The sequence below is a fragment of the Levilactobacillus sp. genome (assembly GCF_022646225.1).
Lineage (GTDB): Bacteria > Bacillota > Bacilli > Lactobacillales > Lactobacillaceae > Levilactobacillus > Levilactobacillus suantsaiihabitans.
In genome coordinates, this window is sequence record NZ_JALCJA010000001.1 from 103,178 (window position 1) to 117,486 (window position 14,309).

Genomic DNA, 14,309 nt, shown 5'->3' on the forward strand with positions numbered 1-14,309 from the left:
TGTTTTTGATGTGGAAGAAAATTGGTATGTGGATATTTGGGTTATTAATGTTTCTGTGCGTATTTGGAAGTACTCAACAAGTGGTCCAAGCGCAAGCGGCTGATATTACATCCGAAATTGATGGGTTAGATAAACCAGCAAAAATTGAAGAAAGAATCGCAGAAAAATTGGAGGAAGTTTCTACAGATGCACAACTGGAATCAGGGCAAAACTACCGGCTAACTTATTCTTGGAAGCCCAAAGATGGCACTAAAATTGTGGACGGTGATACGGCACGAGTCACCCTTCCCAATACAGCCTCGTTAGCTGTGGGACCTGACGTTGATATTAAGAATAATCAAGGGGAAAAAGTTGCAAAGTTGGTTGAGAATACCGATAACACAGCAGAGATTGTCTTTAATGGGACATTGGCTAGTGCCACGATGTTTGAACAAGGGACGCTTCATCTCAGTGTTGTTGGAAATAAAGTGACAGGGGGAACGACTACTGGCGGAAGTGGTGAAATTCCATTCATTACTAAGAATGGTTGGGTGGCCAGTATGAACGATGCAAAGTTGCCATCGCAGGCTGCATGGAACATTGCGTTTAATCCGAAATCAAAGGATCTTGGAGATGTGACGTTAACTGATACTTTAGGGGCTCATCAAACGTTTATTCCAGGTAGTGTTAATGCCACTGAGGGAGAAAATCCTGAGACCAAGTTAACAGAAAACTCAGATTTTAAAGTGACCGCGTCTGGATCAACAGTAACGATGACTTTTTTTAAAGTTACGAAAAACATTTCGCTAACCTATCTTGTATCCGTAGCCAGTGCAGATTTCACCGGTCAAACAACGGGGGTATTGAGTAATCGAGTTGAACTTGTTGCTCAAAGTGGGGATACAGGTGGTGCTGGAACAGGTTCAGGAACAGGTTCTTCATCAATTGGCTCAGTTAATAAGGATTTCACCTGGGGTGGCGATGCAGGTGATGGGTTGCTAAATGGCTACGCTGGAAAAGTGACACTGACTAAGTTAGCTGCTGGTACGGGTGTTGTTCTGCCAGGTGCGGAGTACACGCTCCAGAAAAAGAATACTGAAAATAAATATGAAAACTATCAGACTAATTTGCGTACAAATTTGCAAGGTGAGTTTATTGATACAGGATTAGGGGTGGGTGATTATCAATTCATCGAGACGAAGGCACCAGCGGGCTATGCTTTGAGTAAAACACCAATTTCTTTTTCTATTACACGCAAAGAGCCGACTGCCAGCCGAACCCAGGAAGATGATGTTGTGGAGACGAGTAGTAGTTCATCCACAATACCTGGATCTAATACTGATAGTGGTCAAAGTCAGGGGAGTTCGCAAGTCGTTGAGTCGAGCTCACATTTAACCAGTTATTCAGAGTCATCCTCGATAAGTTCAACGCAAACCAGTTCGACAAAGAAGACAGAGTCTAAAAGGAACTCGACCAGCAAATCGACTGGTCGGAGTGCTAATCAAGGAGAGTTATCAACGAGTACGTTATCGCAACCCATTGTTGGAAGGATTGGCAATTCTAGCCACACCCCAACCCAACAAACGTCGACACCAAGCCAGCATCACCGTGGCCTAGCTGACAAGCTGTTGCCTAAAACCAATGAAGCCAAGACTATTTACGCCGCGATTGGTGGGTTGCTATTGCTTGGCAGTAGCCTAAGCCTCTGGCAATATCGCCGCACCCGGAAGAACTAAAATTCAGGAAAAAAAACGACCATGGTAGAACGTCAGAATTCTGTCATGGTCGTTTGGCTTACTTCACGCGTTGGATTGACCGCAAAAGGGCGGGGGTCACGATGGTGGCAAGCTGTTTGTTTTGTTTTAACATGAGGTGACCAGCGGCGTCTTCTTTCAACTGACCAATGACGGTCGTGGGCGCCACGTCGGGGGCCGCCTTGAACTGGAGCCGAACCAGGTAGTGGCGGTCCAGGGCTTGTTGGATGAAAAGCGTCAACTGGAAGTCAGGCATCTGGGCGTAAACGACTTGGCCATCAATGACCGGTAGCGGGCTGAAGAGTTCCTGTGATAGGGTGGCGACCCGATCAGACAGGGTCACACGTTTTGCGATTGAATTTTGCATGCTGATCACCTCGAACGTTTGTTTGTATTTTTATTATACGAACGTTTGTTTGAGATTGCAAGCCTTTTTGTTCGATTGGGTTGCCGCCTGTGACGGTAAAGGCCGTCTAACCGTTGGGGGACGCATGTTCTCGTGTGCAGGTCGACGGCATTATTTTTACGGCCGGTCGGCTGACGGGGTCTGGGAGAACACGGAACGTGGTGGCACGGCCGGCTAACCGCCAGTGATCAGGCAGGATTAACCCGATTTCACCGGTTTTTTTCGACAAATAGGCGCGATATGCAGTATTTATCGCTGAATAGTGGTAATATAGTATCCTATAGATTATAGTTCGCGCCAAGCAATCTGGTGCTGACCGCCAACTCGTTTTGGGGATGGCGGCTTAATTAAATTTTGTGATGAAGGGATTTTTAAACGATGGCTAAACGTGGAATGCTCATTGTGCTCTCGGGTCCTTCCGGAGTTGGTAAGGGAACGGTTCGTAAGGCGCTGTTTGAAACGGGGGCGACCGACTTTTCGTACTCCATTTCGATGACCACTCGGAAACCGCGGGAAGGCGAAGTCAATGGGGTCGACTATTACTTCGTCTCGAAGGAAGAATTTGAAGAAAACATTCGTAACGGTGAAATGCTGGAGTATGCCAAGTATGTTGACAACTACTACGGTACCCCGTTAAAATATGTAAATGAGACCTTAGATCAGGGCAAAGATGTCTTCTTGGAAATTGAAGTCAACGGGGCCATGCAGGTGCGGGCCAACTGCCCAGACGCTGTGTTTGTCTTCTTAACGCCACCGGACTTAATGGAATTGAAGCACCGGCTGATTGGTCGGGGCACGGATGCCATGGATGTCATCAACAAGCGCATCAAAAAAGCAGTTGGTGAGATTCGGATGATGCGCAACTACGACTACGCCGTGGTCAACGACGAGGTTAGCAAGGCCGTTGAGCGGATTCAAATGATCATTCGCAGTGAACGTTTACGGGTGACCCGGGTCATGCCGGATTACGAACAAATGATTGGAGACGAATAAAAGATGTTACTTTATCCCTCAGTTGATGATTTATTAGCACAAGTTGATTCCCGTTACTCTTTGATTATGTTGGCTAGCAAGCGGGCCCATGAATTGGATGCCGGTGCCAAGCCACTTTTGACCGATTACAAGTCGCCCAAGACGATTGGTCGGGCATTGGAAGAAATCGCTGCCGGTGCTTTAATGATCGATCCGGACGAAAAGGATCTGGACGCCTAAGTTTGGCGGTTCAGGAAAGACCAGGTTGCCGTTGGGTAATCTGGCTTTTTTTATCAAGACGGCGCTATTGAATTGGAGGAAACGCAATGTTTGAAGACAAACACATCACTTTGACGGTCAGTGGCAGTGTGGCGGCCTACAAGGCGGCCTTGCTGGCGCGCCAACTGGAACGAGCGGGGGCCCAAGTCCGGATCGTGTTGACCGCGGGGGCCGCGCATTTTGTGACGGCGGCGACGTTTGCGGCGTTGACCAAGGCCTCGGTGCTGACGGATGACACCTGGTGGCAGGCTCAGGGGCAGATTGCCCACGTGGAGCTGGCCGACTGGACGGACCTGGCCATCGCGGCCCCGGCCTCGGCCAATCTCATGGCACAACTGGCCAACGGATTGGCCAATGATGCCGCGAGTGCCACGTGGTTGGCGACCGCCGCGCCTAAGGTCGTAGTACCGGCCATGAACAGCCACATGTGGCAGGCCCCGGCAACTCAACGTAACGTCCAGCATTTACAAGCCGATGGTGTCCACGTCTTGACCCCGGCGACGGGCCAACTGGCAGAAGGCTACTCGGGGCCGGGGCGGTTTCCCGAGCCCACCGACATCGTGGCCGATTTGATGACGCTGGGGCTCTTTACCCCGCAGACTTTGGCCGGCAAACGGGTCATCGTCACGGCTGGGGGGACGCGCGAACGCTTGGATCCCGTACGCTTTTTGACCAACGACTCCTCCGGTAAAATGGGCTACGCCGTGGCTACAGCCGCCAAACAGGCCGGAGCGGACGTCACGTTGATCACGGCGCCGACCAAGCTCACCGCGCCCGCGGGCGTCACCGTGGTGCCCATCCAAAGCACCACGGACCTGTCCGAAGCGGTGTTAGCGGCCTTTCCCCAGGCGGATGCCTTAGTGATGGCCGCGGCCGTTGCGGACTTTCAACCGGACGTGACTGCCGATCAGAAGATCAAGAAGACGGCGGACAATGACGAATTGATTTTAAAACTCAAGAAAACGCCGGATATCTTAAAACAAGTGGCGGCCATCAAGCAGCCCGGTCAGGTGACCGTGGGTTTTGCCGCGGAAACGCAAAATTTGCTGGCTAACGGCCAAAAGAAGCTGGTCAGCAAGTCCTTGGACCTGTTAGCCGCCAACGATGTCTCCCGAGCCGACATCGGCTTCAACGGCGATGACAATCAGGTGACCTTCATCGCTCCGAACGGCGTGACCGACCAGACGCCCAAGACCAGTAAAACAATGATCGCGCGGGCCTTAGTTGACCGCGTGGCCCAGTTATTAGCAGAAAAGTGAGGTGAGACACCATGGCCCAGATTGGCCAAATTATTGTGGACGTGCCAACCATGCAGACGAATGAGCCTTATTCTTACGCCATTCCCGCGGCGTTAGCGCACCAAGTTCAGGTGGGGATGCGGGTCACGGTACCGTTTGGTCGCGGCCACCGCGTCGTTTCTGGCGTCGTGGTTGGCCTGAGTGACGACACCAACTTTGACGGGGACTTAAAGCCGATTCAAAGCGTGCTCGACTTGGCGCCAGTGCTCGATGACGAGCTCCAACAGCTGGCTAAATGGCTGGCCGATACGACCTACGCCTTTCGAATCACCTGCATTCAAACCATGTTGCCCAACCTATTGAAGGCCCAAACGGAACGGCAGATTCAACCGACCGAGCCGCTATCGGCCGATGAGATGCAGGCGTATTTTCCTCAGGGGGCGCCGCGTGACTTTGACACGGCCAAATTAGATGAGTCGACGCTGGCTGGCCTCTTGCGCCTGCAACGGGCGGGCAAGGTCGAGGTCGTCTACCAGGTGACCAGCAAGGCCGCCGCTAAGACCACGACGGGCATCAAGCCGGCATTACCGGTCGCAAAGCTCCAAGAGATCCAGGCAACGGTGGCCAAAAAGGCGCCTAAACAGGCCGAACTGCTGGGGTACCTGCAGACCATGGCCCCGGATAAATTGGTAGCCCAAAGCCAAGTCGCTCACGCTGCCGACGTCAGCACGGCCGTCATTGCGACCGCTGCGGACAAGGGCTGGGTGGTGAAACAGCCGCTGGAAGTGTACCGCGATCCGTTTCATCAACCCGTCAAGCCCACGCAACCGCTACGGCTCAATGCCGAGCAACAGACCGCGGTGGATGCCATCACCAGTGCCGTTGACGAACAACGCACGGAGAACTTCTTGGTGGAAGGCGTCACCGGTAGTGGGAAGACGGAGGTCTACCTGCAAAGCATGGCGGTCGCCTTACAACAGCACCGCACCGCGTTGATGTTAGTGCCCGAGATCGCGCTGACGCCGCAGATGGTCAACCGCGTCAAGGCGCGCTTTGGCCACCAGGTCGCCGTGCTCCACAGCGGCCTGTCCAAGGGTGAACAGTACGATGAGTGGCGGCGCATCGACCGCGGTGAAGCGACCGTGGTCGTGGGGGCCCGCTCGGCTGTCTTTGCCCCGGTGCGCAACCTCGGGATCATTATTATGGATGAGGAACATGAAAGTAGTTATAAACAAGACGAAAATCCGCGCTACCACGCCCGCGACGTGGCTTTGTGGCGGGGGCGGTACAATCACTGTCCCGTGGTCTTGGGAAGTGCCACGCCGTCACTAGAAACGCGGGCACGGGCCGCCAAGGGTCTGTACACCCGGCTGGTCTTGGCCAAGCGGGTCAACGATCATCCCTTGCCCGCCGTACACATCGTGGACATGCGTGAAGAAGTCAAGCAACACAGCGAAGGCGACTTCTCCCAACCCCTGTTGACGGCCATTCAGGAACGGTTGGACCGGCAGGAACAGATGGTCTTGATGTTAAATCGGCGGGGCTACTCGTCGTTTGTGATGTGTCGGGACTGCGGGTTCGTGTTGAAATGCCCAAACTGTGACATCTCCTTGACGCTGCACATGGATACGCACACGATGAAATGCCATTACTGCGGCCATGAAGAGGCCATCCCCCACATTTGCCCCAACTGTCATAGCCGCAAGATTCGCTACTACGGCACGGGGACGCAAAAGGTCGAAACGGCCCTGCAAAAGGAATTCCCGACGGCGCGTATCTTAAGGATGGACGTGGATTCCACGCGGCGTAAGGGGGCACATGAAAAGCTCCTGCGGCAATTTGGCCAACACCAAGCCGATATTTTGCTGGGGACGCAGATGATCGCCAAGGGGCTGGACTTCCCCAACGTGACGCTGGTCGGGGTCTTAAATGCCGACACGGCACTGGGCTTGCCCGACTTTCGGGCCAGTGAGCGGACCTTCCAGCTGTTAACCCAGGTCAGTGGGCGTGCCGGCCGGGCCGAAAAGCCAGGCGAGGTGTTCATCCAGACCTTTAACCCCGAGCATTACGCCATCGAGCTCGCCCAACAACAGGATTACGAGCGCTTCTTCGTGACGGAAATGCACATGCGCCATCAGGGCAACTACCCGCCGTATTATTTTGCGGTCCAACTGACGGCCAGCCATGAAGAAGAGGCCAAGGCGGCTAAGGCGATGTACCAGATCGTCGGCCAGTTACAAAAAGGCTTAAGCGACAACGCAATTATCTTAGGCCCGACGCCCAAGGCGATTGCGCGGGTCAAGCGGAAGTATTATTATCAAGTTGTGATCAAATACAAAAGGGAGCCGCAACTCAAAGCGGTCTTGGAAAAGATCCGGCAGGCGGCCCAAATCCCCGCCCGCCACGGTCTGACCATCACCATCGACCCCGAGCCGATGAACTTTATGTAAAAGAGTGAGCCCAAAGGCGGTTAACTGGCGAGCATTAACGGTGCTAGGCGGATAATCCCGAGTTTGGATTATTTGCCTAGCAGTGTTAAGCGGAACCAGTTGCCTTTGGGCGCACGTTTCGGCTATGTTGGGGGGGCCAGCGGAACCGGCTGCCTTTGGGTGCACGTTTCGGCAAAGGTGGGGGGCCAGTGAAACCAGTTGCCAGTTGCCACACGTTTCGGCCATCAGGCCGTTTCAAACCGTGGTTTCCAGCTCCAAGCGAGGCCCAGACCACTTACCGGGCTTGGCTCGTCGACCACCTGCCAACCAAGATTTGGTGGACGCTCGGCGGCTAACCGCTAAGTCCCGAGAACGCCTCGGAACGGTCAGGCCAACCACCAGCTCCCTTTTTAAAGCAAACCAACAATCAGTAAACCTATCAGAAAGTATGGTGCAAGACATGACTTCAGTAATTTTTATGGGCACGCCGAAATTTTCGGCCCCCATTCTCAGCAGTTTAATCGACCACGGCTACGAGGTATTGGCCGTGGTGACCCAACCGGATCGCCGGGTGGGACGCAAGCACGTGTTGACCGCGTCGCCCGTCAAGGAAGTGGCGGTGGCACACGGCATCGAAGTGCTCCAACCCCAAAAGATCTCCGGTAGCCCCGAAATGGCGCGGGCCATTGAATTGGCACCGGACTTGATCGTGACGGCAGCCTTTGGGCAATTTTTGCCGACCAAGCTGTTAAAGGCGGCCAAGGTCGCTGCCGTCAACGTGCACGCGTCGTTACTGCCGAAGTATCGCGGTGGCGCGCCCGTGCATTATGCCATCATGAATGGCGACAAGGAAACCGGGGTCTCCATCATGTTCATGGAAAAGAAGATGGATGCCGGGGATGTCTTGGCCCAACGCGCCATTCCCATCACGGATCAAGACGATGTCGGTACCATGTTTGACAAGCTCAGTGACCTGGGTCGTGACCTACTCTTAGAGACCTTGCCCAAGCTCCTGGCGGGTGAGATCACCCCGGTACCGCAGGATGAAAAGCTAGTGACCTTCTCACCAACCATCAAGTCCGATGAGGAACGGATCGACCTGAACCTCAGCGCCCATTTGATTGACTGCAAGGTCCGCGCACTGCGGCCAGCGCCTATCGCCCACATTTACTTGAACGGCGTGCGCACCAAGCTGTGGCGGGTGACGGTCTTGGACCAAACGACCGACCTCAAGCCCGGCGCTTTGGTCAGCCATGATAAGCACCACTTGGCGATTGCGACCGGCGAACACGGCGTTTTAGGATTAGACGAGATTCAACCGGCCGGCAAGCCCAAATTAAGCATTACGGACTTTCTGAACGGGACGAGCGACGCATTGACAATTGGCGAACAGGTGGCTGAATAATGACAAAAAACACAACACCGCGGGCTTTAGCGGTCGAGGCATTGACCCGTGTCGCAAACGGGGCTTACTCGAATTTACAACTGGAACAGACGTTGGAAAGCCACAACTTGAGCGACGTGGATCGCCGCTTTGTGACGAACTTGGTTTACGGGACCATCCAACACCAATTGACGTTGGAATACTACCTGGACGGGTTTATCAAGCCCAACCAAAAGGTCCTGCCGTGGGTCAAAATGACCTTGCTGGTGGCCCTTTACCAAGAACTGTACTTGGATCGGGTCCCCAAGCGGGCCATCTTCAATGAAGCCATTCAATTGGCCAAGGACCGGGGCCACGAAGGTATTCGCCGGTTCGTGACCGGGGTCTTACACGCCATTGACCGCCAAGGCTTGCCTGACTTGAGTCAGATCAAGGACCCGACCAAGCGGTTGAGCCTGGAGTATTCCGTGCCAGAATGGCTAGTGACGGCCATCCAACAACAGGTCGGTGACGACAAGGCGCTCAGCATTTTAGCAACCATCAACCAACCGGCCGCGCAATCCGTACGGGTCAACACGGCCGTGGCCACACCAGAAACCGTGGCCCAATCCCTGACGGATCAAGGCTACACGGTCACGCCCAGCGTGGTGGCTAGCAATGCCTTTCGGTTAGACGACAAGGCCGCCAATCAAAGCAACGTCTTTGAGACCGGTGAACTGACGATTCAAGACGAAAGCGCCATGTTACCGGTCGAGGCCTTACAAGTCCGGCCCGGCGATCAGGTCCTAGATGCCTGTGCGGCCCCTGGCGGCAAGACCACCCAGATTGCGGCGTTGCTCGATGCCCATTCTGGTGGGAAGGTGACGGCCTTAGACCTGCACGCAAAGAAGGTCAACTTGATCGAAGCCAACGCCAAACGGCTCCACGTTGCCGACCGGGTCGACTCGGTGGCCTTAGATGCCCGCAAGATCAACGACAAGTTCCCGAAGAAGCAATTCGACCGCATCTTAGTCGACGCCCCATGTTCGGGGTTGGGCCTGATCCGGCGAAAACCAGAGATTCGTTACGAAAAATCGGCCCAAGATATCCAGCAACTGCAACGCGTTCAGTTGGACATCTTGGCTACCGTGAGTGAAAAATTAAAGCCAAACGGCATTTTGGTCTACAGTACCTGCACGATTTTGGACACGGAGAATGCGGACGTGGCGGCGAAGTTCTTGGCTGCCCATCCGGACTTCGAGTCCATGCGGGTCAAGACGGCCTTAGACGTCAAGGCCGACCGGACCACGGATACGTTGAACATCTATCCGGATGATTTTGATTCGGACGGGTTCTTCGTCAGTGCCTTTCGGAAGAAAAAGTAGGGGTGAGTCGTCATGAAAGTGGCATACCGCACGTCCATTGGCAAACAGCGCAATGACAACGAGGACTATGTCGATGTTTTCACGAACTTAGCGGGTCAACACCTGGCCATCATCGCGGATGGCATTGGCGGACACCAGGGGGGCGACGTGGCCAGTGCCATGGCCGTTTCCCATCTGGGACACGAATTCGAACAGACCAAGCTCACCACGCCAGCGACGGCCAGTGAGTGGATCACGCGCCAGATTACCGCCGAGAACCAATCGATCATTGATAAATCCAATCAATTTGCGGATCTCAACGGCATGGGCACGACGCTGGTGGCGGCGTTATACTTCACGGAAGAAGTCGTCATCGCCAGCATCGGGGATTCACGCGCCTACCTATTACGCGATGGCAACCTGCGCCAACTGACCGAGGACCATTCGTTGGTCAATGAACTGGTCAAGCGCGGCGAGATCAGTCGCCAAGCGGCTCGGCACCATCCCCAAAAAAACGTCATTATCCGCTCGCTGGGCATTTCTGACGATGCGCGCTTTGACCTCAACACCTACCCGTTGGTGCTAAACGACCAGCTGTTGATGTGTACAGATGGGTTGACCAACATGGTCGATGACCAGACGATTCAAGCCGTGTTGACCAGTGAACGCACGGCCGAAGAAAAGTGTGATCACCTGATCGAACTGGCCAACGATGCCGGGGGACTCGATAACATTACCGTGTTACTCCTGACCAACTTCTCACGGGAGGTGGCAGACTAATGCGGACGGGTTATACCTTAAGTGGCCGGTACCGCATCATTCGCGCGCTCGGCGAAGGTGGGATGGCCAACGTGTATTTGGCGCACGATCTGATTTTAGACCGTGACGTTTCAGTAAAATTGTTACGACTTGATCTGCGGGATGACCCCAGCACGATTCGCCGGTTCCAGCGAGAGGCGCTGGCCGCAACCGAACTGGTCAATCCCAACATCGTCCAGGTGTATGACGTGGGTGAGGAAAATGGCATGCAGTATTTGGTCATGGAATACGTCGAGGGGACCGACCTCAAGGCGTACATCAAGGCCCATTTCCCAATCGCCTATCAAGAAGTCATCCACATCATGGAACAGATCTTGAGTGCGGTCCAAACGGCGCATGAGCACAATATCATTCACCGGGATTTGAAACCGCAAAATATTTTGATCGACCAGCACAAGGTCGCTAAGATCACCGACTTTGGGATCGCCGTGGCCTTGTCCGAACACAGTCTAACGCAGACCAACACGGTGCTGGGGTCCGTGCACTATTTGTCGCCGGAACAGGCACGTGGGGGGATGGCGACCAAAAAGTCCGACATCTATTCGTTGGGGATCATCCTCTACGAACTCCTGACGGGCACCGTACCCTTTGAGGGGGAAACGGCCGTCTCCATTGCGTTGAAGCATTTCCAATCGGAGATTCCATCGGTACGAGAGATCGACCCGCGGATCCCGCAGGCATTGGAAAATGTGGTGCTCAAGGCCACGGCCAAGCGCCCCGAGGACCGTTACACCGACGCGGCGAGTATGGCGGCGGACCTGAAGACCTCGTTATCGCCGAAGCGGGCGGGGGAAGTCAAATTTACCCCGGCCCAAGACGACGATGGCGAGACCAAGGTCCTGCCTCTCAGTGCGTTAAGTTCGTTGACGCCGGAAACGGCCGCAGCGGCGACTCAGACCACACCACAGGAAAAAACGGCGACCGATTCGGCGCCTGCTAAAGCAGCGGGGAAAAAGGGCCGCAAGAAGACCCGTCATCCCCGTCGCCGCAAGTTCCTGCTGGCCGGGCTAGTCGTCTTGTTGCTGGTCGCGGGCATTTTGATCGGTATGGCGCTCTTTCGGCCGCAGATGACCAGTGTGCCGAGCGTGGCTGGGCGGACGGAACAGGTGGCCAAGAGTCGCCTGACCAACGCCTACTTGACGGTGGGCAAGGTCCACAAGACGGCTAGTGCCACGGTCAAGGTCCATCGTGCCGTGCGGACCGAGCCGCGGTCGGGGACCCAGTTGAAACGCCAGACAGTCGTGGATCTGTGGATCAGTACGGGACCGAAGCGTTATCAGCTGGCCGATTACCTGGGGGATGCGTACGCCAGCACCGCCGCTAAGTTAGAGGCGCTGGGTTTTAAGGTCCACCGCGAATCGGTGCACTCCACCAGCGTCCCGGCCGGTCGGATCATGCAGCAAAGTGTCCAGGCGGGCCAAAAGGTCGTCCCAGCGAAGACCGATATCACGTTTACGGTCTCCACGGGGTCGGAAACGGTCACGCTGGCTGATCTGACCAACAAGACCAAGGCCCAGGCACAAAGCTACGCCACCAACCGCAACCTGAACCTGGCGTTTGACTACGCCTATTCCAATGATGTGGCCAAGGGCCGCGTCATCAAGCAGTCCCCTGGTGAAGGTGCTGTGGTCCAGGAAGGCGACGAGGTCACGTTGACCATGTCGCGCGGCGTGGAGAGTGAAAGCAGCTCCAGTGTCGATCAATTCAGCGTGAACGTGAAGATTCCGTTTGACGATGACAGTGCCAGCGAGAGTTCGAGTGAAGACGATAGTGATGACGACAGCAGTAGTAGCAGTAGCTCGTCGGCCTCCAATCTGATTCAGATCTACTTGCGCGACCAGGACCATTCGCTCAGCACCATCTATAAGCAAATGACGATCACGTCAGACACCAGCGTGACGTTGCCGTTCACCGTGGCTTCCGGCAAGTCCGGGGCCTACAAGGTGGTCCGCGACGGCCACGTGATTGCGTCGGACAGTCACGTCACGAAAAATTAAGAAAAATCTGCAATTTGCGCCTAATTCTCTGTATAATGGGAATTGGGCTTTTTTTGTCTGGTGGCAAGTAACTGGCCGACTACCGTTCGCCAACTGGCAACACTGTACTCGCCAGTTACCTGCGGCCGCCAGGGGTTCCGCCTGCTCTGGGGAACGCCTCCAGCCTGAGGAGCGGTCTTCCGGCTCGCTTGAAAGCCTGGCAAAACCCGCCCGGCTCTCAAGTCGTCCCACGCTGTAGGCTGAGACAAAACCTCAGCCAACACCGTCGACACAGCTGGCTCCACCCCTGGCGGCCTCCGGCAAGATGACTGGTTATCGATAAAAATGGCCAACGCTTGCCGTCCGGCAGGTTACCGGTCATTGGTCCAATCCTTGGCTACAGAAAGTCTAGACGAACAAATCTGAATGTAGTCGTGGTAATCATGAGTGATTATTAGACCAATCGTCACGTCATTGCTGATCTTACTGGTGTCGTTGCCGGATATCACGCACGTAGCTGGGAGATCGCCAAATATGGGCTCAGCCGCTGAACAAGAGCGTGATGACAAGGTCCGTTGGCACACATTTCGGCTGGCGGATATAGACGCGTGCTATCGGCTCAAAGTTAGGGTGAGACTGTCTCTTGGCACACGCACACCGGTCACCTACCGCGTTCCAGTCCCATATTTGGCAACGGTAGGCGGCAGACAAGTCCTAGTGGAAGGGTAGCGAGACGACTGCTTTAGTTGTGATATTTAACACAACCGCAGGAAAACTAGTGTCAATTTGCAAATTAGTGTAAACTGGAAACAAACCCATAAAGGAGGTGCGCATTGACAGAAGGACAGATTCGTCAATCGCTCAGTGGCTTTTATGATGTCTTTAGCGACGGTCAGCTGTACCGGACCCGCGCGCGGGGAAACTTTCGGAAACGTAAGATTACGCCGTTGGTCGGGGACCGAGTGGCTTTTGAGAGCTCGACGCCGCAGGAAGGCTATATTCTAGAGATTTTACCGCGGGACAACGCGTTGACCCGGCCGCCGGTGGCCAACATTGACCAGGGGGTCGTTGTGACCGCCGTGGCCCAGCCGGAATTTTCGACGGGCTTGTTGGACCGGCAACTGATTGCCTTAGAAGTCAGCGGGATTGCGCCCGTCATCTACTTCACGAAGACCGATCTGATCGACGATGACCGTTACCAGTACTTTGAACAGCTGGCAGCGGGTTACCGCAAGATTGGGTATCCGGTAATCTTGAGTCGGGCACCATTTTCACAGGACGGCTTAGACCAGTTCCAGGCGACCTTGGCCGACAAGGAAACCGTGATTATGGGACAGACCGGGGCCGGAAAATCGACCTTGTTGAACCACATCGCGCCCGATTTGGACCTGGCCACCGGCGAGATTTCGACCGCGTTGAACCGGGGGCGTCACACCACCAGAAAGGTCAGTTTGATGCCTATCGCTGGCGGGTTAGTGGCCGATACGCCGGGATTTTCGTCGTACGAAACGTTGACACTGGATTACCGGGAGCTGAGTCATTATTTCCCAGAATTCGTGGCGTTGGCCGGTGATTGTCGTTTCCGGGGCTGTGTGCACGTCAATGAGCCAGGGTGTGCCGTGAAGGCCGCGCTGGCCGACGGTGAGCTCATGCAGAGCCGTTACGACAATTATTTACAATTACTCACGTTGTTAAAGAATCAAAAACCAATTTATAACAAGAAGAAATGA

At 54.7% G+C, this 14,309-nt stretch carries 11 protein-coding genes; 10 read left to right on the top strand and 1 reads right to left on the bottom strand.

What is annotated here, in order from left to right; translation table 11 throughout:
- Window positions 1-8 precede the first annotated feature (8 nt).
- On the top strand, window positions 9-1,715 hold the full coding sequence (locus LKH74_RS00600; protein WP_287707999.1) for a SpaA isopeptide-forming pilin-related protein: 1,707 nt from the start codon (window positions 9-11) through the stop codon (window positions 1,713-1,715).
- 58 nt (window positions 1,716-1,773) lie between these two features.
- Here LKH74_RS00600 and LKH74_RS00605 read toward each other — a convergent pair whose 3' ends face one another.
- Window positions 1,774-2,100, bottom strand: a complete 327-nt coding sequence (locus tag LKH74_RS00605) for a hypothetical protein (RefSeq protein ID WP_135367939.1) — start codon at window positions 2,098-2,100, stop codon at window positions 1,774-1,776.
- Between the two features lie 417 nt (window positions 2,101-2,517).
- Here LKH74_RS00605 and gmk point away from each other — a divergent pair, with 417 nt between their 5' ends.
- The 9 genes from gmk to rsgA all read left to right on the top strand — a co-directional run bounded on the left by gmk (window position 2,518) and on the right by rsgA (window position 14,309).
- Window positions 2,518-3,132, top strand: coding sequence for a guanylate kinase (gene gmk / locus LKH74_RS00610; RefSeq protein ID WP_135367938.1), 615 nt, complete (start codon window positions 2,518-2,520; stop codon window positions 3,130-3,132).
- A 3-nt stretch (window positions 3,133-3,135) separates the two neighbouring features.
- A complete protein-coding gene (rpoZ, locus tag LKH74_RS00615; RefSeq protein ID WP_061776946.1) occupies window positions 3,136-3,351 on the top strand; it encodes a DNA-directed RNA polymerase subunit omega in 216 nt (71 codons plus the stop codon).
- Between the two features lie 86 nt (window positions 3,352-3,437).
- Complete coding sequence (gene coaBC, locus LKH74_RS00620; protein WP_287707998.1) at window positions 3,438-4,649, top strand: bifunctional phosphopantothenoylcysteine decarboxylase/phosphopantothenate--cysteine ligase CoaBC; 1,212 nt, start codon at window positions 3,438-3,440, stop codon at window positions 4,647-4,649.
- Between the two features lie 11 nt (window positions 4,650-4,660).
- Window positions 4,661-7,078, top strand: coding sequence for a primosomal protein N' (gene priA, locus LKH74_RS00625; RefSeq protein WP_287707997.1), 2,418 nt, complete (start codon window positions 4,661-4,663; stop codon window positions 7,076-7,078).
- 439 nt (window positions 7,079-7,517) lie between these two features.
- On the top strand, window positions 7,518-8,462 hold the full coding sequence (gene fmt / locus LKH74_RS00630; protein ID WP_135367935.1) for a methionyl-tRNA formyltransferase: 945 nt from the start codon (window positions 7,518-7,520) through the stop codon (window positions 8,460-8,462).
- Window positions 8,462-9,805, top strand: coding sequence for a 16S rRNA (cytosine(967)-C(5))-methyltransferase RsmB (gene rsmB, locus LKH74_RS00635; protein WP_287707996.1), 1,344 nt, complete (start codon window positions 8,462-8,464; stop codon window positions 9,803-9,805). Before fmt ends, rsmB begins: the two co-directional genes overlap by 1 nt.
- Before the next feature lie 12 nt (window positions 9,806-9,817).
- Window positions 9,818-10,564: a Stp1/IreP family PP2C-type Ser/Thr phosphatase gene (locus LKH74_RS00640; RefSeq protein ID WP_287707995.1), complete on the top strand. Its 747-nt coding sequence runs from the start codon at window positions 9,818-9,820 to the stop codon at window positions 10,562-10,564.
- Window positions 10,564-12,600, top strand: a complete 2,037-nt coding sequence (gene pknB / locus LKH74_RS00645; RefSeq protein ID WP_287707994.1) for a Stk1 family PASTA domain-containing Ser/Thr kinase — start codon at window positions 10,564-10,566, stop codon at window positions 12,598-12,600. Before LKH74_RS00640 ends, pknB begins: the two co-directional genes overlap by 1 nt.
- Before the next feature lie 812 nt (window positions 12,601-13,412).
- Entirely contained in the window at window positions 13,413-14,309 is an 897-nt protein-coding gene (gene rsgA, locus LKH74_RS00650) for a ribosome small subunit-dependent GTPase A (RefSeq protein ID WP_287707992.1), read from the top strand.

Excerpts from the sequence above, each read along its gene's own strand:
- LKH74_RS00605 (WP_135367939.1), bottom strand. The coding sequence starts at position 2,100 with ATGCAAAATTCAATCGCAAAACGTGTGACCCTGTCTGATCGGGTCGCC.
- pknB (WP_287707994.1), top strand. The coding sequence starts at position 10,564 with ATGCGGACGGGTTATACCTTAAGTGGCCGGTACCGCATCATTCGCGCG.
- LKH74_RS00640 (WP_287707995.1), top strand. The coding sequence starts at position 9,818 with ATGAAAGTGGCATACCGCACGTCCATTGGCAAACAGCGCAATGACAAC.
- rpoZ (WP_061776946.1), top strand. The coding sequence starts at position 3,136 with ATGTTACTTTATCCCTCAGTTGATGATTTATTAGCACAAGTTGATTCC.
- priA (WP_287707997.1), top strand. The coding sequence starts at position 4,661 with ATGGCCCAGATTGGCCAAATTATTGTGGACGTGCCAACCATGCAGACG.
- rsmB (WP_287707996.1), top strand. The coding sequence starts at position 8,462 with ATGACAAAAAACACAACACCGCGGGCTTTAGCGGTCGAGGCATTGACC.
- LKH74_RS00600 (WP_287707999.1), top strand. The coding sequence starts at position 9 with ATGTGGAAGAAAATTGGTATGTGGATATTTGGGTTATTAATGTTTCTG.
- coaBC (WP_287707998.1), top strand. The coding sequence starts at position 3,438 with ATGTTTGAAGACAAACACATCACTTTGACGGTCAGTGGCAGTGTGGCG.
- gmk (WP_135367938.1), top strand. The coding sequence starts at position 2,518 with ATGGCTAAACGTGGAATGCTCATTGTGCTCTCGGGTCCTTCCGGAGTT.
- fmt (WP_135367935.1), top strand. The coding sequence starts at position 7,518 with ATGACTTCAGTAATTTTTATGGGCACGCCGAAATTTTCGGCCCCCATT.